The organism is Rhizobium sp. BK377 (assembly GCF_014193935.1).
Taxonomy (GTDB): domain Bacteria; phylum Pseudomonadota; class Alphaproteobacteria; order Rhizobiales; family Rhizobiaceae; genus Rhizobium.
Genome location: NZ_JACIAC010000001.1, coordinates 1,656,366 through 1,681,263 on the forward strand (window position 1 = coordinate 1,656,366; position 24,898 = coordinate 1,681,263).

The window sequence follows — 24,898 nt, forward strand, 5'->3', positions numbered from 1 at the left end:
GTGGAGCTAAGCGGGAGACAACCTTGCCCTAAAAATTTCTCTTTTCTCTCAAATCCTTATTGAAAATCAGCCTGCTGTGGGACTAGATATGGGTACTTTTTTGGGTACTTGGAGGCTTTTTTGTCCCTTTCATCTGATCGCATGTTTCTGGAGCGTCACGGCAACCAGTGGCGCGTTGTCGTCAACGTACCGAAGAAACTGTGCGCCAAACTCGGCACCAAGTTGAAGAGGTCGCTGGGGACAGACAGCCTTAAGGAGGCGAACAGGCTTAAGTGGGATGTCATAGCCGAGTTTAAAGCGATCATAGCGCACGCCGAAAATCCATCGCTCTCGTTGGAGGCCGCCCGATCAATAAGCCGCGAGCAAGCGATGCAGCAGGCCATTCGGTTTGCCGAGCAGCGCAAGAGTGCTTTCGATCTGGCACGGCGAGATGAGATCGATGAGGAAATCGACTGGCAAGCGGAATCACTTGCGGGCCGACCGATCGCCATTGACGAGGATGGCAGTGAAGTCTTCGACCCCGATCGCTTACGTCTCGCTGTGGATTTTTCTCAATTGGCGCGCGGTGACAAGACACCAATCGACCTTCACCATGAGAAGTTTCTGGCGATGTCGCACGTCAAGGCGCGCACGATGGCAGACGATAAGCGGGCCATTAAACTCTTGAAGGAGTGGTGCGAAAAGGCTGGTGTACCGCCGTATCTTCAAGCGATGACCAAGAAGGAAGCCGTTCGGTTTTGCGATGAGCTTCCGAGCCTCACCGCCAATCTGACCCCTGTCACCCTCAACAAATACGTTAGCCGTCTTTCGGTTTATTGGACCTGGCTAGAGAACCGGCACGAAGTCGAGTCCAACATCTGGCAAGGACGGCGCTTGCGTGAACCTCAGCAGACCACTGACCAGAAGGAGCGCCCATTCACCGACGATGAAGTAAAGACTTTGCTCAGAGGTCCTGCAGAGCCCGAGATGGACGACCTGATGAGGATAGCCGCCCTGACCGGTGCCCGTTTGGATGCCATTGTATGCCTTAAGGTGAAAGACTGCCGCGATGACGGGGTGTTTGTATTTAAGCCCCAGAAGAAAGAACCGGGGCCGCGCCTTTGTCCCATCCACCCCGATCTAGTCGAGATCGTCGAGCGCAGAAAGAAAGGCAAGGAGCCCGAAGACGATATCTTCCCGGAATGGCCCGGCGTTAAAAAGTCCACTTCACTTCGCGAACGGTCCTTCAAGACCTCCAACGAGTTCACCGAATATCGCCGCAAAGTTGGCGTTGAGGATCGACGCGAGGGCAAGCGTAGGGGTCTCGTGAACTTCCACAGCTTCCGCCGCTGGTTTATCACCAAGGCTGAGCAGGCGGGGCAGCCGGAAAGCACCATTGCTGTTGTGGTCGGGCACAAGCGGCAGGGGATGACCTTTGGGGTCTACTCTGGGGGACCGCTCCTAGAGCAGGCACGGCAATGCGTCCAGGCTGTGAGGCTGCCAAAATAGCCGGACAATGACACAGCTTAGCCGGCCCCGCTCACCCCGCCATCGCCAACCTCCGACCTCACGCGCCCTTCCGCATAGAAAACACTCAGATCGCGAATTCTACGGAAAAAGGAGAGCACAACTTTGACAAACACCGGGGCCGGGCCAGCCAAGTCACTGAGGAGTTTGACGTTTGGGAGGCCAAGGGTATCACCCAATGCAATCGCCCTTTTTACTGCTAGGTCAGCTGTGGAGGTTGTCCCGAAATTTGCTAGTCGGTCGGCAGTCAGCAATCCTTCACGCTGCAAAAGTTTATGTAGGCTCCGGTATTGCTCGTTAAGCGACTCGCGATTGGCCCGGTAGACAGAAATTGCGCCCACCACCTCATTCAACGTATCCTCGTGGCCTCGCATATCGATATATCCAGGAGAGTGATATTCAATGCCCGCGACGCTTAGAGGGTAATCGCGCTTGGTTTTTTCCCGCGCCTCCCCATAAAAGCCGCCGTAGCTTCCTCCACCCTGCCAATTGCGTTCGTCGATTAGGCCAATCAACAGGCCTTTGTCTTCCTCAGCTATTTCGTCATCGAGTTTATCTGCAATCCTTACCAAAGCGTAGGTATCAGCCAGCTTGCCAGAGAACCGGGCGAAGTCCCGAGCATCCCAACGACCATCTATGAAAAAACGCTCAACAACCTGCCCGACTTCGGCAATGTCATTGATGCTGCTTGTATGCGAGCGCGAAAAAATGCCTCGCGACGGATAGAAATCGTCATTGTTGATCTCGGCGACATCGGCCCGTAGCAGTTTAAACGTGCCTTGCGACCCTGCCATAAAATCGAGAAAATATAAGCGAGAAGCGATAGAGTGGCGGAAGAGCGAAGCAAGGTCCGTCTTCCCCAGCATGTATTTGTCGAAAAGCGCATCGCTGAGCTCGACACTGAACATTCCGTAGCCAAGCTCTGGATGATCGACTGCCACGGACAGCATCGGGTAATCTCTGCTGGTAATGAAGTATGCCAATTGAGGCCCGTCGTACTCAACGAGAGTGCCCTGATAGATGGCCGTGAGTTTGCTCTTACTGACCATAATTTGCGATCTCGGTTATATGGCTCACATGATTCCCCGGATTGAAGGAAGCATACATCCAGTAATCGACATGTTTGCCATTAGTTTCGCCTACACCATCATTAGGCCCAATGGTTATAGTGGCGACTGAAGTCATTTTCCTCAGTTTGGGATATCGTGTGAGATCGATAAGCGCCTCCCGACTGATTGACGGCACGATCAATGAGCATGCGCTGCAAGAGCATTCTTTGCCGGGTAGTGGGGGACGTCCAAGGGCTGTCCGAGATAAGAAAGCGTTCGGGGATAGCGTCGTCGTTTCGACTAATCGTAGAAATTTCCCTTCCAAGTTCACGGCGGTAGTTGGTGGGCAACTCGCGGGTAGCGGCTCTTTAAACATGCAAGCATCCAAAACAAAATTTGCTTGGGCTTAGCATTGTAGCGTCAAGGTTGCAATTGGCTGCTTTTGCGCCGGCGAATATTCATTCTTTCTCTTCGAATTCGGTAGGAACGAGGCGGCTTCGAGGTTCTGTTACTTCATCAATGGCTCTGGGACGCTCGGTAGCCATTGCAAATCGGGTACCAGCAAGCTTCCTTATCGTCGCTCTCCTGCCATCCCGGCGCACAAAGCACGACCCGATGGAACTTGGCCTTACACAGACCATGATTGGCGAGCAGGCGAGGATCATCCATGAACCATGGCCTGAGGTCTTTGCTTCGGGTCCCCTTCGGGACGGCCTTCCAATCGGCCTCGCCTCCGGTTTCGCTCAACGGCCCCACCGCGCATGACTTCCAGTTGGACAGCACAATGGGTTGCTCACAGGCATAGGCAATCGGGGTGCCGATGATAAACAGCGAGGCCAACGCCAACAGCAGTTTCTTGCGAACCATAGACCCCATCACAGTCCCCCACTGCCAGCCGCCCATGGAATCGAACTTTAAGTTTCCTACTGCCGAACGCAAGGAATGGCTTCATGACGCTGCATTGATGGTAGATTACCCCCTCACTCATCTCCTCCCCAGGAGCCAGTCCCCGACAGGTGCACAGAGGCTGCTTTAGGTTGGTCACTTTGAGATACGCCTCTAGCTTCCACCGGGCATCTTGAAGTTGGCATCTAAGTTGAAGGTGATGATGGTTCTAGTGCAATGGCGATTGTCCCTATGAGGCAGCCCTAGAGCGCCATAGTGGGGAGTTATTTGGCAAGGGCCCCTCGATTGGCTTTTCGACTACCGGCAGCGCCCGGCCAACCTTTAAGACGCTAACATTCTGCATGATTTCGATGGCCAATTCCTTTTGACTGGCCGCCACCATGATTCCATCGTGCATCGGCAACGCGGCCACCCCCCTTGCGGCCAGCTCGGTTAGAATGCCGACAAGAATTTCGCTTTCGAGCGCCATCAGCTCAAAGCCGACATTGGTATCGAACAGCAGGGCAATAGCCGGATGGAGAGCCGCCGCCTCGGCTTTAAAGCGTTCCATGCTCCATCCCTCGGGCAATGCCTCTTTGCTGCCGGAAGGTAGCCGGCGTGCAACAACGTTTCGGAAGAAGAGCGAAACCATCAGTGATTTGACGATTTTGCGGTGCGCCTCCAGGCCAGGAATTGCGTACAGGTCGCCGTTGCGCGGCTTTACGCCTTGGCGGCAATAAGCGAGCTGAATGAACATGGATGCGAAGTCGAGATCCACGACCGGCTCCCCTCCAATCGTAAGCCGATAGCGTTGGTCCTTTGGCCAGTCCTGCCAGAAGCCGCCGTAAAGTCTGCCATGCCGGTCGAACTTCTGAGAGTCTTGGGGTTTTTCAATGCGGAATTTTCGCACGAGCTGGATGGGACCGGTTTGGTGATCATCAAGGCGAATATCGGCAGTGTTGAGGACCTTGTTAATCTGTGTCATCTCGACCCGCAGCGCATCGGCTTCGCGGGAATCTGCATAGTCGACAGGCGTCTTGTGGCCGCTCCTTCTGCTCCCCGCCCACAGTTCGATTATCTCCCGGCCTTCGAGGTGATGCAGATCGGCAAGCGATACACCATTCTCGGCAACGAGCCTGAGGAGATACGGCGTTGGGGCGACGACTGTCCGCCGCTCCTTGAAGACAGCCTTCTCCGCTGCGACAAGGCCCGCTTGGCTCGCCTCAGCGATCACCAGCCTTAAGACATCAGCGTTGAAGTCTTTCCGGTCGTATCGGGTCAGCTTCCCATTACCCAGCGGGACCGCCACGCCGACATACTGAGAGGGACTGAGCGCGGCCTTCACAAGGTTAGCGACGAGCGTCTTCAAGCAGAGTTTGCGACGATCCTCTGCGTCGGCTCTCGGCTTCCTTCCTTCGGTGATGATCGGGCGTGGAAGCTCTTCAAACATATGGTCAGCCAATGCGATGAAACCATCGCCACGAGCGGCCAGCCACGGGTCGTAATGCAGGACATGAGGCAGCGCCTTTTCGTCCGCTTCTCTTTTGGGATGCAAGACAAGCTCCAACATATGCGTCCCCACCTCCGCCAGGTGATCAGACGGCGGTGAGGACTTTGTTGTTGACTAGGACGCCTTAGCGACAGGCGGATGAGATGGATGGGGTCCGAAGCGTTTGGCGCGCATTGCGATCACCTCGGGCACTGCTACACGGGTCAGCTCGTCGGATGCCTTTTCCAGCACCTCACCGATCTTCCTCAGGACGTGCCCAGATGAGCGAGGATAAGCGTGCAGTTCGGTCTGCCGGGTGCTGCCCGTTCGGGGATCCCAAACGTCCCACTTGCGGTGGGTGCCGCTGGCGAGCCTATGGACAGCCTTCGCGGCTTGCACAATGCGGAACTCACGGGTGCGGTGGCTGCCGAAATCATCCTCAATGAGGGCCGCAACGCCAAGATAAATGGCGATGATCCTCCTCGTTGGGATTTCCGCTGCCCGCAGACGCGCAAAGGCAACCCGAGCGCGATACTCTGCCGGCTGTCCCCGCAAGTTCATCGCAGGGTCAACACGTCCCAGCCCTGCCATGAAGTGCTCTAACTCCCAATAGGCCCCCCGATAGGTCGAGCCCTCTCGGTGTTCTTTAATCCACCGTTCCGCGCTCTTAACGTAGGGTCGCAGTTCGGACGCCTTATAGGTGGGGTGCCAATGGGAGCCGTGCCGGGACTTATGCTGGACGTGATATCGGCAGTGATATTGAGCTAAGCCGTTACCCTCGGAGGCTTCGGAAGGCCGGCTGCATCCGGGGACCGCGCAGCGTTGCTTGATAGCATCGTTTCTCTGAGCGGTAGGCCGTCTCTTTGGCAACCGCGTCAACTGTCGAGCTCCCAGTCTTCAGGCCAAGCCGCAGTAATACCGGAAGCATCATGGGAAACCTCAGCGACTGACCGTTTGGCTAATTCTTTGCGTCGTTGATTGACCCGTTTCAACATATCCTCCTCGCCAGGCGATGCTGGCTTTCGTGGACGTGCCAGCCCGAGGATGGCGTTAAGGGTCGCGAGCTTCTTCCAGCAATCGTGCTGGTCTAAGCCTTGTGCACGCTTAGGATTTAACAATTCGGCCTCCTGCGTCAGGTCCAGCCGCTTCCAGAAACCAGGACTTGCGCTGATTATTTCGATATCGGGAACCGGATCGGATGAGCCACCAAGGTCGGCGTAAATGTCTGTCAGTGTAGCCACCAGAGCCTCTGCCGAAACCGCGTTCATATCGCGCAGATTTCCCATCCCGCAGTAGGCTACTGCAGTTTTGCCGTCAGTCTTGAGGGCGACGTAAGCGCACGGACGATGGCGGCCGCTCAGCTCAGCAGAACCATCCTGCCCCGCATCGATGAAGATTTTCAGATCGTTCATTTTACTCTCGTTGGTTGATCGAAGTGGCAAGCGCCACCGCCCTCATCTGAGGCTTGGCCGCGATCAATTCAAGATGATTTTATGTATTTATTTTACAGACATAAGTCTTTTTTATGTATTCGTTGGGTCTTGGCCTCCAGCGGTAGGAGGGTATACTGGTGGTAGCTATCACCCATCCTCCTATCTCCGTGGTCAGGTGGGCTCCATGTACAGGGTATCGCCTCCATGGGACCTCACTGTGCCTCGGTGGTGCTACGGTGTTACCTTGTGGCCCTTGAGCATATACTGCTTGGTACTACAAGGGTGGGGGTAGTGACCTTGCACTTGGTGTCTCTGAGTCCAGAGGGTGGCCGCGTCATGTCATGGTGGCCTCGTGGGTGCGCCTTGGGCTGGTGAGGGTGTCTATGTGCTAGTGCTGGCCTCCTGTCTGACCAAAGGGTGGTGCCGCCCTAGGTGGCCTAGCCCGGCCTGCCCCGTCTCGCCCTCCCCGTTGGCAGCGGGTGAGAGATGGGCTACATGGAAGGTGAGCGCAGACGCGGCGCTCCGGGGCGTGGAAACCCTGAGCTTAGCGGTATGGTCCCCACCGGAAGGGGTCCGATCCTTGACCTTTGCTGGTCGGGGAGCCTGTGGCGTATGTCCAGGTTCTTCGAGCTAAAGGCCTCAGGGACCGACTAAGCTCGGTTTTCCAACTCCCCGATCAACGGGTCATGGAGGCAAGCTTGCGGGGGCGAACCGCAGGCGACGGCCTCAGGGGAAACCGATGAGCAGCAGTGATATTTATCAGGCCAGCAGCAACGACCGCTCGCATCCAGCAGACTCAACATCGAGTAGGCCAGCCGAGCGCACCGCAATGACACCATTCAACGTGGTCCTTTTGAGTGCAATCGGGATCATTCTTGGCGGGGCCGCTGTCTTAAACTTTTCACCATTTGGTTCGCTTGGCAGATACCAGCTCGTCACAGGAACGCCCGGCACTGGCACTGCAATTCGGATCGACACAACGACCGGTGAGCTTTCTTTTTGCTACGGCATCGGCGTTCGCAAACCGACATGCCTTCCTTGGGAGCACGATACACAACCGTTTAGACAACCGCCGCAGGCGGGACAGTGAGGTGCAGATGGGGACCGTCTTAACGCCATCGCTGGTCTCAATCGCAGCTAGCCTGAGCCTGCTTCTGCTTTCCTCGTGTTCCAAAGACGAACTGGCTGACCGGAAGCACGCATGTGCGGATTACGTCAAATTCGAGGTTTTGGAAAAGGGCGATGTCGAGCGGTGTATTGCCGACCAAGGAACCTTCATGGCGGCTGCGGAGAATTTCAGCGACAGGGAGACCGAGAATATTTACCCGATACTTCTCGAAGACACAAAGCGAATGGCGCTGTCTTCGGGGCGATTGGACAAAGCATCCTTCAAGGTGCTGCCCTCAGAGATCACAAACCCCGACCCGCTGACCGATGAACAACCTGCGATGAAATGGCATGTCGCACTCGATCTGTCGAACGTGATGTTTGATGCACCCACACAGGAAGGTGACTTTAAACGAGATTGGTGGGAACTGACTGGAGAACGCAGTGAGGTCAAAGACGATCTGTGGAATCTCAAAATCGTTGGCATTGGTCCCCATGACTTTGCCGGCCTCGAAACAATCTGCCAATTGCTAGCCTATTCTGAGATCGCGCGGGGATGCCAGGCCCGTGTGTATATTGATGTTGATCCTGACAGCAATCCAGGGCTGCCCGAGTTGGCAGTGATGGCCGTTGAATTCAAGGCTCCTACAAAGGAGGAAGTGCGCCAAATCCTACTGGAAAACGAAATGTTGCGTTGGCGACCAGAGGCCGCTAGCTAGTTACCCGCCGCAGCTTCTCCAAGTGCTATTGCTCGTGCTTCTGCGACACTCACCCACCTTTTTTCGTGAGCGATCAGTTTGTGAATTAGGCGATGGCAACACGCGCAGAGAAGCGCCATGTCGGCTACCCGAGTTGAACGCTGGCCCTCCGCTTTGGCGAGCGGTATTCTGTGGTGGGCTTCGTAGAGGCTTTCCTGAAGATCACGTTCAAGCTTGGGACGCGAATGATCACACATCTCGCACTTGAGAGCTTCATGGCGAAGGTTGAAGAGTAGACGTTTCCGAAGCCGACGATCACGGTGCCTGTGGCGAGCCGTCAGCCAACGTCCCTCAATGAAAACCTCGTCATCTGGAATTTCGTCGTCCTGTACCGCCGGTAGATCCAGTGTGACACGAAGCGCTCGCGCGATGCTTGCGACCTCATCGCGAAGATGTTCTGGATATGCGGCAGTGATTTCCCGATCAACGTCCGACGCACTTAATTTACGCTTGGGGTCTATCGCTGACATCAAGTTCTGTATCTTGAATTCGACCCCTGCGGGATTCCGGAAACTGTTTTGCCGTTTTTCGGGCGGGTGGAGGGTTGAACGGCGAAGAAGCGCAGAGAGTTCCTGCACATCAGGATGCGATTCGCTGATTGAACGACCATGGCGGTAAAGCAGATCGAGAGCTAATATCGATTCCTCTCGCGTCCATTTCGCGTTTCCGTGTCCATCAGTTATCGGCATTCACATTATCCCTCACCGAGCTTCGTCTGACAGATAAACGAGCGGGCGAGCGCTACCGTCAAGCTGCATCTTTCACTATCCGGAAGTAACTTGCTCGGCTGATACCTAGTGCCCTCTGTATCTCCGCTGGGGTCTTCCCGGCTTTCTTCATGCTCAATACGGAGTCCGCCTTCGTGCGGGCCGTGGGAGCACGACCCTTATATTTGCCCTCCGCCTTTGCCTTGGCGATTCCCTCCCGCTGCCTCTCCAACATCAGCTCCCGCTCGAACTCCGCGATAGACCCCAGCAGATTTAGCATCAGCTTCCCGGTAGGCGTGGAGGTGTCGAGATTGAGCGCCAAGATGCGCAGCTCAACGCCCTTGTGCCGGAGCTTCTCGGTGATCGCCATGAGGTCAGCCACTGAGCGGGCTAGACGGTCCAGCTTTGTCACCACCAACACGTCACCTTCACGCACGAAATCCAAGGCGCGCTCCAGCTCTAACCTTTCGGTGGCGACGGAAGAGAGCTGCTCTTTGAAAACCTTAGTGCAGCCCGCCGCTTGAAGGTCTCGGAGCTGGGCCTCTAGCCCTGCCTTCTGGTCGGTGGTGGATGTGCGGGCATAACCTATCATCACTGTTGCCATCGTGGCGTCCTTGTAGTCTCACACAGGTTATAGACTATGAGATACCATAAGTCTCAAAATGTCAACTGCACTTGTGTGAGACCATTGGGGTGCCCGTCGCAAAGACTCACAAGGGCTTGGCCCATTGAGACTGGCCATAGAAAGCGAATCGTGGCTGATAAGAGAGAACGCGTGTTGGGAGGACGACGTGGAATACAGCAATGATCTTTTTAGCGGCATGCCTCTTCGATTGAAAGAAGGCGAGGCCGAGATTTTGTCGCAAAACGCATCGACGCTTTCTCACTATTGCGATCTTAGCGCTCTGCAATCAATTCTTACAAAGAACGAGCTGTGGGCATCGAATATTAAATTCTTAAATGACGAACAAGAGATGGAATACGGCTTGGGCGTAGCGCGGGCGATAATCAGAGAGTATTTGAAGTCCGCTAAACCAAAAGCCAAGCCTTCACTGATTACTCTAAAGCAGCTTCGCGCCGATATTCCAGATGTGTACGTATGTTGCTTCTGCGTGGAACCCGACTTGTTGAGTCAGTGGAGAGGATATGGCCTAGCAAGGCAAAGTGTCTCGATTCAATTCGATAGGGGACGGCTAAATGACTTTTCGAAAACATATGCAGCTGACTTGGTCAACGTTATTTACGGCCAAGAGGACGCCAGACGTTTATTTCAAAGCCTAGCGACCAGCCCAAGGCTGGAAACTCACTTTCGCGAGCTTCTCGGAAGAATGGAGGGCTTAGATCTCCCGGACATGAATAAAAACCTAATTCTCAAAGCTGCGGCAAGAATCAAAGACAAAGCATTTAGTGAGGAGAATGAGTGGCGTATTGTCAGTCACGGTCGCCATCCAGAATTTCGTGTCCGGGACAATCTCTTAGTCCCCTACATCAAAATTGGAAAAGCCAACCGAGCGCTTCCTATATTAAGTGTCACCGTCGGACCCGGCAAAGATGTTGATTTGACGGTCGAGAGCATCAAAAAGTTTCTTGCGTACAGCAAATACTACAGAGATGTTCATGTGAAAGTTTCGGAGATTCCTTTCAGAGGCTAAGGGGATCTACCCTACCGGGGGGGAATCGCGCGGCAACTGGCACGTAGATCACCGCTCAGATGCGTGACCCCCAAATCTGCTCCGGCTTGCGCCTTAGTGACAAGAAGGGACCCGAAGGTCCCGTTCAAGTCTTGTGTGTTGGACGGCATCTAGGAGACCACACAGCTGCTGGAACTTCACAGTAAGCTGTCGGCCTGCACCTCCTCATCGGCCCTCCCTGGAGATGATCCTACTCAATTTTGGAAAGCATTTGGAGCGGAGCGGGTAATGCTACCTTATATGCACCGACTCAGGGTAGTAACCGATCAGCGACGTTTTGCACGGGAGATCTTCAATGTCGGCTCCATGCCCCATCTGGACAACACGAACCCATAACAGCGGCAGAATGACTTTGCGCGATGCTGACTTTTACGATTCGCCGCGAGCAGGCGGGAAGTACGACATCACGCGCTCAGCGAAGATCAATCTTCAGTCTCTCTCTCCGCAACATAAAGCGTATCTCACTACGTGGCTTATGGATCAGAGGCGAGCGGGAAACACTTCGCCAACCATTACGTCTGCGGAGGTGGAGAGAGCTGAGGCAGCTAATCCCATGAGTATTACCGAGCGCCGTGATGGTCTCCTTGAAGCTATTGCAGCGCACACCCCGGAGTTAGGGGAACCGATGCGTTACTTTGACTACATCTATGCCGTGATGGGCGATTCTAGGGAAGAGAACTCCTATTGGGCACAACAGGATTACCTTCTGGCGGCTACCGAATCCGTGAAGGTTAGTGAAGTCGAGACCCTTATCAACTTCGCTGAAGATCAAGGCCTCCTCACGTCAAAGAGCGGGAATCTAGCACTCACGTTCGCTGGGTATGCACATCTCGAAGTGCTTCGAGCTGCTTCCCAAGACTCGCATCAAGCGTTCGTCGCTATGTGGTTCGGAGCGGAAGTCGCTGAAGCCTATAATCAAGGTATCGCGCCAGCAGTAAGCGATGCCGGATACAAGCCTATGCGGATCGATCAGAAGGAGCATAGTAATAAGATTGACGACGAGATCATCGCCGAAATCAGGCGCTCCAAGTTCCTCATCGCGGACTTTACGTGTGGGCTAGTCGGTTCTGGAGAAGGAATTACCGCGATACCAAGAGGCGGTGTCTACTACGAGGCGGGCTTTGCACAGGGTCTAGGTATCCCAGTGATTTGGTGTTGCCGCGAGGATCACATTAATCACGTACACTTCGATACTCGACAGTTCAACCACATCACATGGAAGACCCCAGAAGAGTTGCGTGAAAAGCTCAAGAACCGGATCAGCGCTGTCCTTGGTGATGGCCCGCTTGTATCCCACTGAGATAACCGAACCGACAGACTGGAGAAGTAATGTTTTTCGGCATGGTCTTTACCAGTCCGCGAACGTCGGGAACTGTCCAGCAGCAAGGTGGATAGCCTCGGTCCATTTCATCACAGTGCTAGACCTCCACCTTGTATGCAACTCGCGCCTGTAGGACAGCAGTGAATCGAGCATAGTTTGAAACCGCCAAAACTCTCCAACTCACTAGTTATTGCTGAAGATGCGAAACTTGCTGCACAGGTTTCATGCAAATTAGCCGTACGAGGCAGTTACTTACCCGTGCTGGCTGGCCCGCGCCTTTCCAGACCCGACGCTGATTCTGAAGTTGTTAGATGCAACAACGCGGTCGCTCGCTCAGGTGCCCAGTCAATTTATATGGTGGGCCTATCCAGAGCCGCTCGTTCCCAGCTTGGAAATTATCTTCCAATCCGCCGAACCACCTACATCTCGGACGCAAGTTCGCTGATAGGCTTGGGAGGTGAGACTGCCCACGACTCGTCAACGTCACCCGCTTTGGTCTGGGGATGCGACAACCTTGGGATCGGAGTTCTTAAAGCTCTCCGTGAGCGTCGGATGATCGAGTTTACGACTGGACCATCCCCCTGCGAAGTTGTCGAAGGTCGAACAGGGCATTTAGTGGTTTGTGAACAGGGACATGAACTCAGTGAGGTCATTGCAGCCAACTACGCATATGGACTGGGAGCCGGACTTGCTATCATCCCCAAGGTCCCTGCTGATGTGGCTGACGCCATATTGGAGACTTTTTACTCGCTGTATGACCATCCGGACTACTCTGCCCATGAACTTAGAGAGAACCTGCGGTCGCAATTACGCTCTTTCTGTGGAGATTTAAGACTCCCGGTATCTCCATCACTGACGTTCATAACAAACAAGCTGCCCTTTGGTTTTGGATATACCGAAGCGCCCTCCACGCACTTGTTCACCTATCCCGATCTCGGAATGGCGATCATCAACGGTTTCGCTGGCACAACCTCAAACGAGGGTGAAACTGTTTCGGCAGTTGTAGTAGACCCCGGTCAGACACCTGCACCAGAAATTGCGACCGCCGCCCAGCTGCTGGCGCAACGGGGGACATTCGTGCGGGGATACAAGGGACCCGCTGCGAACGTGCGCGACGTAAGCCTGATGATTGAGCATTTCCCATATGATTTATTGATCATCGCTACTCACTGCGGGGACGCCCCAGGTTATCGTTGGACGTACGAATTCAAGGATGCCGTTGGTAAGTCGAGACAGCTTGTTGTAGACATAGCGCTGGGTATTGCTCAGTCAGATGACGATCCTGACATAGTACACTTAACACGATTTGACCGATTTCATTCCCTGGATAGCGTGCTTTGGAATGATCCAGAAAAAAGCAAGAAGGTCTTCGTCGGCTCGGCAATACTTGAATATATGCGTCAAACTCACGAGACGCACGAATTGGAGCCAATTTCCAAGGAAACCATAGACCGCGTTTTGGGCTCGGCGGCACTTCGCATGTTCGACAACAACCTCATAGCGCTCCCGGCAGCTTTAGCTAACTACCGCACACCGGTCATTTTTAACAACGCTTGCGTTTCATGGCACGAACTCTCCAAGCGCTTCATGTTCGCGAACGCACGGGCCTACGTTGGCACGCTATGGCCGGTTACAGGCGTCGAGGCAGAGGATGTACTCCTGCGAACAATCGGTAAGCATTTTGGTAAGCCACTTGCTCACGCTCTTTGGTCAGCCCAACGCGAGGCTTATCAGGATCAACTTCGCCACCCCTACATCATGACAGGCGTTTATCCGCAACGGCTGCAAGGCTCACGTTCAAATGCACCGCAGGAAATCGTGAAGTCTTTAGCCCAGGGTTTGCGGGTCTGGCAGGACCGGCTCAGCAAAACTAATGGCGATGACGAGCAAAAGCTGCGCTCGATTCGGTCAATCTGCCGATTCTTCCGGGCCGAGTACGAACACATGACTCGACGCTGGACTAGAACGAAACCATAGCGCTCAGATTTGGGTATGCTCGCTGGGTACTTCTTTGGGTACTTGCCCGCTCAGCGGCAGGCCACATCAGATTGATTTCTAAGGGAAATAACGAACGAAGCGAAATTTGGTGGAGCTAAGCGGGATCGAACCGCTGACCTCTTGCATGCCATGCAAGCGCTCTCCCAGCTGAGCTATAGCCCCATCAGGGTGGTCCGGCTTGCGCCGGTCCTGGGATGCTCCGGAAGGCGTTCCCTCTGGAGTGGCGGCTTATTACTTGCGGTTTTCGCAGATGGCAAGCCTAAAAAATCCGGCCCGGGAAATTTTTGTCGTCCGGGCCGGTATTCGTTCGATCAGACTTCGTCTTCGTCGCCGGTGACGCCGATGATGTCGCTCATGTCGTCATCTTCGTCATCTTCATCGGCTTCGAGGAAGGTATCGTCGTCATCGCCTTCGATTTCGACATCGTCGTCGCCCATATCCGGGATGTCGTCGCCGCCGGAATTGTCATCGGCGTCCTCAAGCGAAACCAATTCGACTTCGGTGTTTTCGGTATCGACTTCTGCAACCTCATCTTCATCTTGGACTTCGGCAATTGCCGAGGTTTCTTCGAAGAAGGACAGGGGGTAGGATTTACCGGTGTAAGGAGAAACGATCGGGTCCCGGTTTAGATCGTAGAACTTCTTGCCGGTTTCCGGATCGGTGCGCTTGGTTCCAAGTTCCGCTTTCGCCACTATAAGCCTCGTGAGAATGGCCGAATGCGAGATTCGGCAAATGCCGTCAAACCGGCGTTCTATTCGGAATTTATAAGCCGGTCCCCTTAATCGGTACGGCTTCCCGTGTCAAAGCTAAAGTTCACGGACACTTCAGGCTTTTCGCCAGCATCGCGGATGACCGCTCGGCAAGTTTGTGCTAACCAGCCGCGATTGCCGCAGAATCAACCGGGAAAACATTCCGGCAGCGAGCTGTGAGCGGCGCGAATATGTTGCCTTTGCAAGGGATTAACCCATGTCGCAGGGTTCCGCATCGAAGCCGGCCATCGCCCGCAAATCCGCTGGGCTTTCCGGAACCGTCCGTATTCCCGGCGACAAGTCGATCTCGCATCGTGCACTGATACTCGGCGGGCTGGCATCGGGGGAAACGCGCATTACCGGGCTCCTCGAAGGCGAGGATGTGCTCAATACCGGCAAGGCTATGCAGGCCATGGGTGCCGTGATCCGTAAGGAAGACGATGCGTGGACCGTCAACGGAACAGGCAACGGCGCATTGCTTGCGCCGGAGGTTCCGCTCGATTTTGGCAATTCCGGCACCGGCGCACGCCTGATCATGGGCCTTGCCGGCGTCTATGATTTCGACACCGTCTTTACCGGCGATGCCTCGCTTTCCCGGCGACCGATGGGCCGCGTGCTTGATCCATTACGCCGCATGGGCGTGCAGGTGAAGGCCGTGGAGGGCGACCGCCTGCCGGTCATGCTGCGCGGGCCGGAAACGCCGGCACCGATCCGCTATACCCTGCCCGTCGCCTCGGCACAGGTGAAATCGGCGGCGCTGCTGGCCGGTCTCAACATACCGGGCGTGACAACGGTTATCGAACCAGCGATCACGCGTGACCATACGGAAAAGATGCTGGCTGGTTTCGGCGCGGAACTTTCGATCAAGACCGACAAGGACGGCACGCGGACGATCCGTCTACAGGGCCGCGGCAAGCTAACCGGCCAGATCATCGACGTGCCTGGCGATCCCTCCTCCGCGGCTTTCCCGCTGGTGGCGGCTTTGCTGGTGCCGGGCTCGGACATCACTATTTCCAATGTACTGATGAACCAGACGAGAACCGGGTTAATCCTGACGCTGCAGGAGATGGGCGCCGATATCGAGATCCTCGATCCGCGGCTTGCGGGCGGCGAGGATATCGCGGACCTGCGCGTGCGCCATTCGGAATTGACCGGTATCAGCGTTCCGACCGAGCGGGCACCGTCGATGATCGATGAATATCCGGTACTTGCCGTCGCCGCCGCCTTTGCCAAGGGCAGAACGGTCATGAACGGGCTACAGGAACTGCGGATCAAGGAATCGGACCGGCTCACGACTGTGGTGGAAGGGCTGAAGCTCAACGGCGTCGAATGCGAAGAAGGCAAGGACTGGCTTTCCGTTACCGGCCGGCCGGATGGCAAGGGGCTCGGCAATGCTGGCGGCGAGCAGGTCATCACGCATCTCGACCATCGTATCGCCATGAGCTTCCTTGTCATGGGGCTGGCTTCAGAGCATCCTGTCGGGATCGACGACGGCAGTGTGATTGCAACCAGCTTTCCTCAGTTCATGGACCTGATGGAGAGCCTCGGGGCGAAGATCGAGCAGGCCTGACATGTACCAGCCACACCATTTCCGCGAAGACGATCTCAATGTGCAGCATGCGCTGATCCGTGCCCATCCACTCGAGCACGAAAGTCATCCGGAACCGGCAGGTTGCGGCTGCACGGATATTGCCAAGGACCTTACCGAGATGGCAAAGCGAGCCGAAATACAGGAATTGGTATGCCGTTATGGCAGCCTTTGTACGGAAGGACTCTATGACCGACAGCTTCATCATCGCCATCGATGGCCCGGCCGCAGCGGGCAAAGGCACGCTCTCGCGCCGGATCGCGGAGCAGTACGGCTTTCACCATCTCGACACCGGCCTCACCTACCGGGCGACGGCAAAGGCACTCATCGATGCCAGACTGCCGCTCGACGACGAGACTGTCGCTGAAAAGATGGCGCGGGAGGTTGAACTCGCAGGCCTCGATCGCGATATATTGTCGAAACACGAGATCGGCGAAGCCGCCTCGAAAATTGCCGTGATGCCGGCGGTTCGCCGGGCGCTGGTTGAGGCGCAGCGGCGGTTTTCCGAGAAAGCGCCGGGGGCGGTTCTCGACGGGCGCGATATTGGCACCGTCGTTTGCCCCGACGCACCGGTGAAACTCTATGTGACGGCATCGCCGGAAGTCCGTGCGAAGCGCCGTTACGACGAGATCATCGGCAAGGGCGGATCAGCAGATTTCGAAGCGATCTTCGAAGACGTCAAACGGCGCGACGATCGCGACATGAACCGGGCGGACAGCCCGATGAAACCGGCAGTCGATGCGCACTTGCTTGACACGTCGGAAATGAGTATAGAGGCCGCGTTTCAAGCCGCTAAGTCGTTTATCGACGCCGCCTTGAGCCGAAATGCCTAATCAAGCGCTTTCCGCGTTTCATGCGCGGGACGCTCGTGCGAAAGCAAGCCTGAAATTCCGTCCACGCGCCGGATTGCCTTCTTGAAAAAAGGCGGACTGGGTTCAGGCCCATTCAACTCGAACCAACCGGCGCATACGTGAGCCTTGAAGCTATCGAAGGCCACGCAGGAGATTTTATGTCAGTAGCTACTCCCTCTCGCGAGGATTTCGCGGCCCTTCTCGAAGAGTCCTTTGCCAAGAACGATCTGGCTGAAGGCTATGTTACCAAGGGTATCGTCACGGGCATCGAAAAGGATGTCGCCGTTGTTGACGTTGGCCTGAAGGTCGAAGGCCGCATCGCGCTCAAGGAATTCGGCGCACGTGCCAAGGACGGTTCGCTGAAGGTCGGCGACGAAGTCGAAGTTTACGTCGAGCGCATCGAAAACGCGCTTGGCGAAGCTGTTTTGTCGCGCGAGAAGGCTCGCCGCGAAGAAAGCTGGATCAAGCTCGAAGCCAAGTTCGAAGCTGGCGAGCGCGTCGAAGGCGTTATCTTCAACCAGGTCAAGGGCGGCTTCACGGTCGACCTCGACGGTGCGATCGCCTTCCTGCCGCGTTCTCAGGTCGACATCCGCCCGATCCGCGACGTTACTCCGCTGATGCACAACCCGCAGCCCTTCGAAATCCTCAAGATGGACAAGCGCCGCGGCAACATCGTGGTTTCGCGCCGTACGGTTCTGGAAGAGTCCCGTGCCGAGCAGCGTTCTGAAATCGTTCAGAACCTCGAAGAAGGCCAGGTTGTTGACGGCGTCGTCAAGAACATCACCGATTACGGTGCGTTCGTTGACCTCGGCGGCATCGACGGCCTGCTGCACGTCACCGACATGGCATGGCGCCGTGTGAACCATCCGTCGGAAATCCTGAACATCGGCCAGCAGGTCAAGGTTCAGATCATCCGCATCAACCAGGAAACCCACCGCATCTCGCTCGGCATGAAGCAGCTCGAGTCCGATCCGTGGGATGGCATCCAGGCCAAGTATCCGGAAGGCAAGAAGATTTCCGGTACCGTCACGAACATCACCGACTACGGTGCGTTCGTCGAGCTGGAGCCGGGCATCGAAGGCCTGATCCACATCTCGGAAATGTCCTGGACCAAGAAGAACGTTCACCCCGGCAAGATCCTGTCCACGAGCCAGGAAGTCGAAGTCGTCGTTCTCGAAGTCGATCCGTCCAAGCGCCGTATTTCGCTCGGCCTCAAGCAGACGCTGGAAAACCCGTGGGCAGCATTCGCCCGCAGCCATCCGGCCGGAACTGAAGTCGAAGGCGAAGTCAAGAACAAGACCGAATTCGGCCTGTTCATCGGCCTCGACGGCGATGTCGACGGCATGGTTCACCTCTCCGACCTCGACTGGAACCGTCCAGGCGAACAGGTCATCGAGGAGTTCAACAAGGGCGACGTCGTCAAGGCAGTCGTTCTTGACGTCGACGTCGAGAAGGAGCGTATTTCGCTCGGCATCAAGCAGCTCGGCAAGGATGCAGTCGGCGAAGCGGCAGCTTCCGGCGACCTTCGCAAGAATGCAGTCGTTTCCTGCGAAGTCATCGCGATCAACGACGGCGGTATCGAAGTGAAGCTCGTCAATCACGAGGACATCACTTCCTTCATCCGTCGCGCCGACCTCGCCCGCGATCGCGACGAGCAGCGTCCGGAACGCTTCTCGGTCGGCCAGACCGTTGACGCCCGCGTTACCAACTTCTCCAAGAAGGACCGCAAGATCATGCTGTCCATCAAGGCTCTGGAAATCGCAGAAGAGAAGGAAGCCGTCGCTCAGTTCGGTTCGTCCGACTCGGGCGCTTCGCTCGGCGACATCCTGGGTGCTGCTCTGAAGAACCGCGGCGGCGAATAATTTTCGCTGATCCTTTGAAATGAAGAACCCGCCGGAGCGATCCGGCGGGTTCTTTTGTTTTAGGAGATTGTCTGAAATTCCGGTTGGATTATTCCCAGCCGACCATGCGCTGGTAGAGGGCATAGACCGGGTCGGCGACTGTTGCCGGAGCAGTCGACGGATCGGGATCGAACATTTTCGGCTGGCGCCGCTCCTCCCGCGGGGCTTCGCCCTCCTCGGCCTGCTGCTCATCGCCGCCCTGACCGGATTGCGCCTGCTGCTGTTGCTGCTGATCCTGAGAGTCGCCATTTTCATGTTGGCGACGAGGCGGCTCATCGGCCTTGGTCGCCTTATATTCGTCACGAGCGAACTGGTACGGCGTCTGGGCATAGGGCAGACCGTCCGGCATACGTGCCGCGAGCGGAACGTATGAGAGTGTCTCGACCGCCGAGGGAGGAACCGGCTGCGGCTGAGCGGCAATGTCCCTGGCGGGGCCTGTCGTCTGGGCGGCTGTTGCGATCTCCGCCTGGGACGGGCGGGAAGCTTGGGCGGCCTGGGCCGATGCGGGTTCGATCACATCCTCCCGGGTTGTGCGAACCAGGCTCTCCGTCGCATCGCTGATGAAGGCCTCGTCCAACATTGCATCGATTTCGACGGCGGCTTCGACAGGCGTATCCATCAACAGCACAGTTGCCTCCTGCTCGCGGATGATCGTCGCGATCATCTGCGAAACCTGTTCGGTCATGGAGCTTGCGATGCCGGTCCAGTTGCGCGGGATAACCGGATCAGCCTTGGCGGAGATTGTCTGCTGCTCAGCAGCGGCTCCGGCCTGTTCCGGTTCGGCCACTTCCTGTTCTGCCGCTGCAGCCTGGCCTTCTTCTGTTTCTCGTAGCGCGGTCGACTGCGGTGAAGCTTCATGCGCCGCTGTGGCGGGCTGATTGTTGGTCTGCTGGTCCTCGACGATTGGGTCGGTCGTCACGACAAGAGCCGTTTCGGCCGGGACAATTTCTTCGGCAGCAGGCATCGCTGCACTTTCAACCGGTTTTGCTGAGGACTGGCGCGCCGCGGACAGGGTTTCTCCCTGAAGCTTGATTTCCGGCCGCGGCTCGGCGCGCGGCAGCGGTGCAGCATCATTCTGGCGATAAGAGCGGACAACGGCGCGGGCTGCGAGATCCCTGTCCTTGTAGCTGATAATCTCGAGATAGGCGATGACACGGGTGGCCTCCGGCCCGGTCGGATCCTTGAGGGCTGCGGCGATCATTCTCAGCGGCAGGCTATGTCCGTCGTCGGAAAGCTGGCGCTCGACCGCATCAATCTCGGCGTCGGGCATGCGACGGACGGCATCAGCGACACGTGTGGCAAAGGCCTGATCGGATTCACCCTCGCCGCGTTGCAGAGCGATGGTGCGTCCCGTGGAATTGATGATGTCGAGAAGCGCTTCAATCATGCGCTGGCGCGCGGCAATAAGCAGAATATTGAGCTTGCCGGCAATCGCGGCATTCAGATCGGCTGCTTCAACTGCATTCACCGGAGCGGGGGCGACCACGGAACGGCCGAGGCCACCGGCAACGATTGCCGCCGCCTGACCCTGAGAAGAAAGGCTTGCATTGGACGCTGAACGAATGGGAGACAACACAGGCACGCTCCTTTCGCTAAGTGGCTATGAAAGCAGGTTCTACAAAGAGACCGCGCTCATCCGGTCTCTTGCATCCCGGCAGATCCTCCTGTCCGCATCGGCACTTTTTGTGCCGTCGAGTGCATAAAAATTAACAATAATCTTAACGAAGACGTCTTAATGAATAGCTAACGGCCGCAGACGATGTCCGCGGCCGTGCTGGTATGTCGGATAAAATGCGCCTCAGCTATGGGCGAAGATATCTGCCTCTTCCCAGCCGAGAAGATCGAGCTTGGCGCGCGTCGGCAGGAATTCGAAGCAGGCTGTCGCGTGTTCCAGGCGGCCGTCGCGAATCAGGCGCTCGTTCAGCTTGTCGCGCAGCGCATGCAGGTAAAGGACGTCGGAGGCGGCATATTCGAGCTGCGCCTGCGAGAGTGTTTCGGCAGCCCAGTCGGAGGATTGCTGCGCCTTGGAAATATCGACGTCGAGCATCTCCTTGAGATTGTCCTTCAAGCCGTGGCGATCCGTGTAGGTACGGATGAGGCGCGAAGCGATCTTCGTGCAGAAGACCGGTGTCGTGGTGACACCGAACGTATGGAAGAGCACCGCGATATCGAAGCGGCCGTAGTGAAAGATCTTCTGGCGCGACGGATCGGCAAGCAGCGCGGTGAGGTTCGGCGCTTCCTTCTGACCGGCCGCTATGCGGATCACATCGGCAGAGCCGTCGCCCGGTGAAAGCTGAACGACGCAGAGACGGTCCCTGCGCGGAACGAGGCCCAGCGTTTCGGTGTCGATCGCGATCGCACCGGTGTAACGGGCGGCATCCGCCGCGGAAATATCGCCCTGGTGATAACGGATGGTGGCCGCCATGGGATGTCTCTCGTTCAGCTTATCTTTCCGGGCTATATCGCAAAGGGCGAAAACGCGAAACCGCTTTCCTGCTGCAGGAAGCCTTCGGACGCCGCCGAGCACGGTTCGGCGGCATGGCCGCTCAGTAATGCGGCGGCTTGGTGATCGCCGGCGCTTCCAGCGATTGCTCTTCGAGACTCAGGAAGCGCTCGGTCAATCGGTCGAGCTTGGCGCGCGTCTGCTCCATGACCTTCCATTGTTCGGCAAGCTGATCAGAAAGCTCGTCGATCGTCTTTGCCTGGTGGGCCAGCATCTCTTCGAGCCTTGTTATGCGGGCTGCCTCGTCGAACATCGGTTTTCTCCCCTGATACCAGGTGGCATTCCAAAGCCGAAATAGGCCGGAGCGTCAATGGTTTCGAGTCCTCGCGAAAACGATCCGAAAGTGGACCGTCTGGTTACCAAAAGGCCTTGCCGCGTCTGATGATGTGGGGTAGGCCACTGTCCATCAGGGAGGAAAACTGATGGATGTAGGCAATGGCTTTCTTCATCCGGACCGGCTCTTTCCCGCCGATCCGACAACGCGGACAATAGCGCGCGATCTCTATGAGACGGTGCGCTCTCTTCCGATTGTCAGCCCGCACGGGCACACGGAACCATCCTGGTTCGCTGACGACAAGGCCTTCGAAGACGCCTCTTCGCTGCTTGTCATTCCCGATCATTACCTCTTCCGTATGCTGCACAGTACCGGCACCAGGCTTGACCAGCTCGGTGTACCGCGTCTCGACGGCAAGACGGTTTCGAGCGGCCGCGATATCTGGCGCGCTTTCGCCGCCAAATACCATCTTTTCCGCGGAACACCGTCGAGCCTTTGGGTCGATCACGCCATGTCGGCCGTGCTCGGCTGCACCGAGCCGCTGACGACCGACAACGCCGATGCGCTCTACGACCACATCAATGCACAGCTCAAGCTTCCTGAGTTCCGGCCGCGGGCGCTGCACCAGCGCTTCGGTATCGAGACGATCGCCACGACCGAGGGCGCGCTCGACCCGCTGCCGCATCACCAGAAGATGGCGGCGGACGGCTGGATCGGCAAAGTGCGCACCACCTATAGGCCCGACAGCGTCACCGATCCTGATGCCGTCGGCTTCCGCGACAATCTGATCAAGTTCGGAGAAATTACCGGCTGCGACATCACCAAATGGGATGGCCTCATCGAGGCGCATCGCAAACGGCGTGCCTATTTCCGTCGTTTCGGGGCGACGGCGACGGACCACGGCGTGCCGAGTGCCTTTACCGCCGATCTGCCGCTTGCGGACAAGCAGGCGCTGCTCGACAAGGCGCTGAAGGGGGCACTTTCGGCAGCCGATGCCGAACTTTTCCGCGGGCAGATGATGACGGAGATGGCTGGGCTCTCTGCCGAAGACGGCATGGTGATGCAGATCCATGCCGGTTCGCGCCGCAATACCGACCGCGAGCTTTTCGCAACCCGCGGACCGAACATGGGCGCCGACATTCCGACGCGCACCGACTGGGTCGGCGGCCTCAATGCGCTGCTGTCGAAATACGGCCACGCGCCTGATCTGCGCATCCTGCTCTTCACGCTCGACGAGACAACCTATGCCCGCGAGCTCGCGCCGATGGCCGGCCATTGGGCCTGCCTGATGATCGGCCCGCCCTGGTGGTTCCACGACAGCCCGCTCGGCATCCGTCGTTACCTCGATCAAGTGGTGGAGACGGCGGGCTTCGCCAATCTCGCCGGCTTCAACGACGACACCCGCGCGCTTCTGTCGATCCCTGCTCGCCACGACGTCTGGCGCCGCGAGGTCTGCCGCTTCCTGGCGCAGCTGGCGGCCGAGCACCGGATTTCCAGGAAGGAAGCCGAGATTGTCGCGCGCGAACTTTCCTATGACAATGCAAAGAAGGCCTACAAGCTGTGAGCGACAGACTGCAGAACGTAACCGGCCTTGCGCCGACGGCGAAGCTTCCTGCCTATGACCGCAATGCGCTGAAGGCCGGCATCCTGCACCTCGGCCCTGGTGCCTTCTTCCGTGCGCATTTCGCACCTTTCACGGATGGCGCACTGGCGGCTGCCGGCGGCGACTGGGGCATCGAGGTGGCGAGCCTGCGCACGCCCGATGTCGCGGACAATCTCTCCGCCCAGAACGGGCTCTATACGGTGCTGATCCGCGATACTTCGGGCACGACGGCGCATGTTATGGGCTCGATCCTGAAAGCACATGTGGCGCCGCGCGATCCGGCGGGCCTGCTGGCACGGCTCGAAGACCCTGATATCCGCATCGTCAGCATGACGGTGACGGAGAAAGCCTATGGTTTCGATCCGGCAACAGGCGGGCTCGATCTCAAGCATCCCGATATCGTTGCTGACCTGGCCAACCGGCATGCGCCACGTGGCGTCATCGGCTATCTCGTCGAGGGTCTGGCGCGACGCCGGCAGAAGGGCATACCTCCCTTTACGCCGCTCAGCTGCGACAACTTGCCGAGCAACGGCGCGGTGCTGAAGCGTCTGGTGCTGGAGTTCACGGCCCGTATCGATGCCGAGTTGCGCGACTGGATCGAGGCGAATGTGCCCTTCCCTTCCACGATGGTCGACCGCATTACACCGGCAAGCACCGACGCGACCTATGCCGATGCCAAGCGGCTGACGGGCCGCACGGATCTGGCGGCAATCGAGACGGAGCCTTTCACCCAATGGGTGATCGAAGACCATTTCGCCAACGGCCGACCTGCCTGGGAGAAGGTTCACGGCGCGCTGATGGTCGAGGAAGTCTCGGCCTATGAGAAGATGAAGCTACGCATGCTGAATGGCGCGCATTCGCTGCTCGCCTATCTCGGCTATACAGCAGGCTATGAATTCGTCCGCGATGTCATGGATGATGCCGGACTTTCAGCACTCGCGCGCCGGCACATGAATGCGGCGGCGGCAACGCTGGATCCGGTTCCCGGGATCGACCTCGACGTCTATGCGAACGAATTGATAGCACGCTTTGCAAACAAGGCGATCGCCCACCGCACCTATCAGATCGCCATGGACGGCACGCAGAAACTGCCGCAGCGACTGCTGGAGCCGGCAACGGAAGCGCTTGCCAAGGGTAGCAAGGCGGAGACCTATGCCATCGCCGTCGCAGCCTGGATGCGCTATGCGATGGGCATCGACCGCAATGGCGAGCGCTATGAGTTGCGTGATCCTCGAGCTGGCGAGATTACGGCTTTGATTGCCGATGTGCCACGCAATGGCGGGGCGGTCTCAGCTGCACTGTTCAAGCTGCCAGGGCTGTTTCCGAAGGCGCTCACCGCGAATATCGCGTGGACCGAGGACGTGGCGAACAAGCTGGAGATTCTCATCCAGGATAACAGGCTACCCCTTTATTGAAGGGTTAGCCAGCCCTTCTCATCCCATGGCTGCCATGAGATGAGAATACGCCAGGGGAAACGGTTCCCAT

General features: G+C 57.1%; 22 protein-coding genes, 1 tRNA gene and 1 pseudogene. 13 read left to right on the plus strand and 11 right to left on the minus strand.

The window, feature by feature from the left end:
- The first annotated feature begins 120 nt into the window (after positions 1-120).
- Positions 121-1,488, plus strand: coding sequence for a tyrosine-type recombinase/integrase (locus FHT92_RS08235; RefSeq protein WP_246735147.1), 1,368 nt, complete (start codon positions 121-123; stop codon positions 1,486-1,488).
- A 17-nt stretch (positions 1,489-1,505) separates the two neighbouring features.
- On the opposite strand, the gene FHT92_RS08240 is transcribed toward FHT92_RS08235, so the two are convergent.
- The 3 genes from FHT92_RS08240 to FHT92_RS08250 form a co-directional block, all read right to left on the minus strand.
- On the minus strand, positions 1,506-2,555 hold the full coding sequence (locus tag FHT92_RS08240; protein ID WP_183823720.1) for a hypothetical protein: 1,050 nt from the start codon (positions 2,553-2,555) through the stop codon (positions 1,506-1,508).
- A gap of 516 nt (positions 2,556-3,071) precedes the next feature.
- Positions 3,072-3,422, minus strand: coding sequence for a hypothetical protein (locus FHT92_RS08245; RefSeq protein ID WP_183823722.1), 351 nt, complete (start codon positions 3,420-3,422; stop codon positions 3,072-3,074).
- A 268-nt stretch (positions 3,423-3,690) separates the two neighbouring features.
- Positions 3,691-5,010 carry a hypothetical protein gene (locus FHT92_RS08250; protein WP_183823724.1) on the minus strand — a complete coding sequence of 440 codons (1,320 nt, stop codon included), beginning with the start codon at positions 5,008-5,010 and terminating at the stop codon, positions 3,691-3,693.
- Between the two features lie 216 nt (positions 5,011-5,226).
- Here FHT92_RS08250 and FHT92_RS08255 point away from each other — a divergent pair, with 216 nt between their 5' ends.
- Positions 5,227-5,532, plus strand: a complete 306-nt coding sequence (locus FHT92_RS08255) for a hypothetical protein (RefSeq protein ID WP_183823726.1) — start codon at positions 5,227-5,229, stop codon at positions 5,530-5,532.
- 272 nt (positions 5,533-5,804) lie between these two features.
- Here the strand turns inward: FHT92_RS08255 and FHT92_RS08260 are convergent, their stop codons facing one another.
- Complete coding sequence (locus tag FHT92_RS08260) at positions 5,805-6,341, minus strand: hypothetical protein (protein WP_183823728.1); 537 nt, start codon at positions 6,339-6,341, stop codon at positions 5,805-5,807.
- Between the two features lie 760 nt (positions 6,342-7,101).
- On the opposite strand from FHT92_RS08260, the gene FHT92_RS08265 reads away from it, so the two are divergent.
- The gene (locus tag FHT92_RS08265; RefSeq protein ID WP_183823730.1) at positions 7,102-7,452 is read left to right on the plus strand and encodes a hypothetical protein; all 351 of its coding nucleotides are present in this window, start codon (positions 7,102-7,104) and stop codon (positions 7,450-7,452) included.
- A gap of 1 nt (position 7,453) precedes the next feature.
- Positions 7,454-8,188, plus strand: coding sequence for a hypothetical protein (locus FHT92_RS08270; RefSeq protein WP_183823732.1), 735 nt, complete (start codon positions 7,454-7,456; stop codon positions 8,186-8,188).
- On the opposite strand, the gene FHT92_RS08275 is transcribed toward FHT92_RS08270, so the two are convergent.
- Both FHT92_RS08275 and FHT92_RS08280 read right to left on the minus strand, forming a co-directional pair.
- Complete coding sequence (locus FHT92_RS08275; RefSeq protein ID WP_113146731.1) at positions 8,185-8,916, minus strand: HNH endonuclease; 732 nt, start codon at positions 8,914-8,916, stop codon at positions 8,185-8,187. The genes FHT92_RS08270 and FHT92_RS08275 overlap by 4 nt on opposite strands.
- A gap of 58 nt (positions 8,917-8,974) precedes the next feature.
- Positions 8,975-9,538 carry a recombinase family protein gene (locus FHT92_RS08280; protein WP_183823734.1) on the minus strand — a complete coding sequence of 188 codons (564 nt, stop codon included), beginning with the start codon at positions 9,536-9,538 and terminating at the stop codon, positions 8,975-8,977.
- Positions 9,539-9,725: 187 nt separating this feature from the next.
- Here FHT92_RS08280 and FHT92_RS08285 point away from each other — a divergent pair, with 187 nt between their 5' ends.
- The 3 genes from FHT92_RS08285 to FHT92_RS08295 all read left to right on the plus strand — a co-directional run bounded on the left by FHT92_RS08285 (position 9,726) and on the right by FHT92_RS08295 (position 13,923).
- The gene (locus FHT92_RS08285) at positions 9,726-10,586 is read left to right on the plus strand and encodes a DUF2971 domain-containing protein (RefSeq protein ID WP_183823736.1); all 861 of its coding nucleotides are present in this window, start codon (positions 9,726-9,728) and stop codon (positions 10,584-10,586) included.
- A gap of 592 nt (positions 10,587-11,178) precedes the next feature.
- Positions 11,179-11,925 carry a hypothetical protein gene (locus FHT92_RS08290; protein WP_183823738.1) on the plus strand — a complete coding sequence of 249 codons (747 nt, stop codon included), beginning with the start codon at positions 11,179-11,181 and terminating at the stop codon, positions 11,923-11,925.
- Between the two features lie 573 nt (positions 11,926-12,498).
- Positions 12,499-13,923: a hypothetical protein gene (locus FHT92_RS08295; RefSeq protein WP_183823740.1), complete on the plus strand. Its 1,425-nt coding sequence runs from the start codon at positions 12,499-12,501 to the stop codon at positions 13,921-13,923.
- A 107-nt stretch (positions 13,924-14,030) separates the two neighbouring features.
- On the opposite strand, the gene FHT92_RS08300 is transcribed toward FHT92_RS08295, so the two are convergent.
- Both FHT92_RS08300 and FHT92_RS08305 read right to left on the minus strand, forming a co-directional pair.
- Positions 14,031-14,106, minus strand: a tRNA-Ala gene (locus FHT92_RS08300).
- A 149-nt stretch (positions 14,107-14,255) separates the two neighbouring features.
- Positions 14,256-14,636 carry a TIGR02300 family protein gene (locus FHT92_RS08305; RefSeq protein WP_183745486.1) on the minus strand — a complete coding sequence of 127 codons (381 nt, stop codon included), beginning with the start codon at positions 14,634-14,636 and terminating at the stop codon, positions 14,256-14,258.
- Positions 14,637-14,910: 274 nt separating this feature from the next.
- Between FHT92_RS08305 and aroA the strand changes: the two genes are divergently transcribed.
- The 4 genes and pseudogenes from aroA to rpsA all read left to right on the plus strand — a co-directional run bounded on the left by aroA (position 14,911) and on the right by rpsA (position 18,994).
- Entirely contained in the window at positions 14,911-16,263 is a 1,353-nt protein-coding gene (gene aroA, locus FHT92_RS08310; protein WP_183823742.1) for a 3-phosphoshikimate 1-carboxyvinyltransferase, read from the plus strand.
- A gap of 1 nt (position 16,264) precedes the next feature.
- Positions 16,265-16,336, plus strand: a pseudogene (locus FHT92_RS29200) (FMN-binding negative transcriptional regulator); the annotation flags it as partial.
- A gap of 133 nt (positions 16,337-16,469) precedes the next feature.
- Complete coding sequence (gene cmk, locus FHT92_RS08315) at positions 16,470-17,114, plus strand: (d)CMP kinase (RefSeq protein ID WP_183823743.1); 645 nt, start codon at positions 16,470-16,472, stop codon at positions 17,112-17,114.
- Positions 17,115-17,290: 176 nt separating this feature from the next.
- Entirely contained in the window at positions 17,291-18,994 is a 1,704-nt protein-coding gene (gene rpsA, locus FHT92_RS08320; RefSeq protein WP_037100373.1) for a 30S ribosomal protein S1, read from the plus strand.
- 88 nt (positions 18,995-19,082) lie between these two features.
- Here the strand turns inward: rpsA and FHT92_RS08325 are convergent, their stop codons facing one another.
- The 3 genes from FHT92_RS08325 to FHT92_RS08335 form a co-directional block, all read right to left on the minus strand.
- Complete coding sequence (locus FHT92_RS08325; RefSeq protein ID WP_183823745.1) at positions 19,083-20,609, minus strand: hypothetical protein; 1,527 nt, start codon at positions 20,607-20,609, stop codon at positions 19,083-19,085.
- Between the two features lie 222 nt (positions 20,610-20,831).
- Complete coding sequence (locus FHT92_RS08330) at positions 20,832-21,458, minus strand: ribonuclease D (protein WP_183745474.1); 627 nt, start codon at positions 21,456-21,458, stop codon at positions 20,832-20,834.
- Positions 21,459-21,579: 121 nt separating this feature from the next.
- Positions 21,580-21,789 carry a SlyX family protein gene (locus tag FHT92_RS08335; RefSeq protein ID WP_183823747.1) on the minus strand — a complete coding sequence of 70 codons (210 nt, stop codon included), beginning with the start codon at positions 21,787-21,789 and terminating at the stop codon, positions 21,580-21,582.
- A gap of 169 nt (positions 21,790-21,958) precedes the next feature.
- Here FHT92_RS08335 and uxaC point away from each other — a divergent pair, with 169 nt between their 5' ends.
- Positions 21,959-23,374, plus strand: coding sequence for a glucuronate isomerase (gene uxaC, locus FHT92_RS08340; RefSeq protein ID WP_183823749.1), 1,416 nt, complete (start codon positions 21,959-21,961; stop codon positions 23,372-23,374).
- The gene (locus tag FHT92_RS08345) at positions 23,371-24,828 is read left to right on the plus strand and encodes a mannitol dehydrogenase family protein (protein ID WP_183823751.1); all 1,458 of its coding nucleotides are present in this window, start codon (positions 23,371-23,373) and stop codon (positions 24,826-24,828) included. The genes uxaC and FHT92_RS08345 overlap by 4 nt, the downstream gene beginning before the upstream one ends.
- Positions 24,829-24,898: the final 70 nt, after the last annotated feature.

Coding starts and splice junctions, on each gene's coding strand:
- FHT92_RS08280 (WP_183823734.1), bottom strand. CDS start 9,538: ATGGCAACAGTGATGATAGGTTATGCCCGCACATCCACCACCGACCAG.
- FHT92_RS08245 (WP_183823722.1), bottom strand. CDS start 3,422: ATGGTTCGCAAGAAACTGCTGTTGGCGTTGGCCTCGCTGTTTATCATC.
- FHT92_RS08275 (WP_113146731.1), bottom strand. CDS start 8,916: ATGCCGATAACTGATGGACACGGAAACGCGAAATGGACGCGAGAGGAA.
- uxaC (WP_183823749.1), top strand. CDS start 21,959: ATGGATGTAGGCAATGGCTTTCTTCATCCGGACCGGCTCTTTCCCGCC.
- FHT92_RS08290 (WP_183823738.1), top strand. CDS start 11,179: ATGAGTATTACCGAGCGCCGTGATGGTCTCCTTGAAGCTATTGCAGCG.
- FHT92_RS08260 (WP_183823728.1), bottom strand. CDS start 6,341: ATGAACGATCTGAAAATCTTCATCGATGCGGGGCAGGATGGTTCTGCT.
- cmk (WP_183823743.1), top strand. CDS start 16,470: ATGACCGACAGCTTCATCATCGCCATCGATGGCCCGGCCGCAGCGGGC.
- FHT92_RS08295 (WP_183823740.1), top strand. CDS start 12,499: ATGATCGAGTTTACGACTGGACCATCCCCCTGCGAAGTTGTCGAAGGT.
- rpsA (WP_037100373.1), top strand. CDS start 17,291: ATGTCAGTAGCTACTCCCTCTCGCGAGGATTTCGCGGCCCTTCTCGAA.
- aroA (WP_183823742.1), top strand. CDS start 14,911: ATGTCGCAGGGTTCCGCATCGAAGCCGGCCATCGCCCGCAAATCCGCT.
- FHT92_RS08335 (WP_183823747.1), bottom strand. CDS start 21,789: ATGTTCGACGAGGCAGCCCGCATAACAAGGCTCGAAGAGATGCTGGCC.
- FHT92_RS08250 (WP_183823724.1), bottom strand. CDS start 5,010: ATGTTGGAGCTTGTCTTGCATCCCAAAAGAGAAGCGGACGAAAAGGCG.
- FHT92_RS08330 (WP_183745474.1), bottom strand. CDS start 21,458: ATGGCGGCCACCATCCGTTATCACCAGGGCGATATTTCCGCGGCGGAT.
- FHT92_RS08240 (WP_183823720.1), bottom strand. CDS start 2,555: ATGGTCAGTAAGAGCAAACTCACGGCCATCTATCAGGGCACTCTCGTT.
- FHT92_RS08265 (WP_183823730.1), top strand. CDS start 7,102: ATGAGCAGCAGTGATATTTATCAGGCCAGCAGCAACGACCGCTCGCAT.